1 protein-coding gene is annotated in these 304 nt (G+C 78.9%); it reads left to right on the forward strand.

Annotation, left to right across the window (positions count from 1 at the left end):
- Window positions 1-304 (forward strand): glycerate kinase (locus GTW08_RS08725; protein WP_161151750.1); only part of this gene is annotated, 304 nt, incomplete at both ends.

Here is a 304-nt window from a genome sequence, read left to right on the forward strand (position 1 = left end):
CGCCGGTCTGCTGGCCGCGCTCGGCGCCGTCCCCGTCGACGACGACGGCCTCCCGCTCCCGCCCGGCGGCGCGGCCCTGGACTGCTGTGCCCGTCTCGACGGGGCCCCCGACCTGGGTGGAATGACCCTGGTGGCGGCGAGCGACGTCGACAACCCCCTGCTCGGACCGCATGGCGCCGCCGCCGTGTTCGGTCCGCAGAAGGGCGCCGACGACGCCGCCGTCGCCGAGCTGGACGGCGCGCTGACCGTGTTCGCCGGGGTGCTCGCCGACCTGGCCGGGCGCGAGGTGCGCGACCGGCCCGCC

The sequence above is a fragment of the Pseudonocardia sp. SID8383 genome (genome assembly GCF_009864975.1).
Taxonomy (GTDB): domain Bacteria; phylum Actinomycetota; class Actinomycetes; order Mycobacteriales; family Pseudonocardiaceae; genus Pseudonocardia; species Pseudonocardia alni.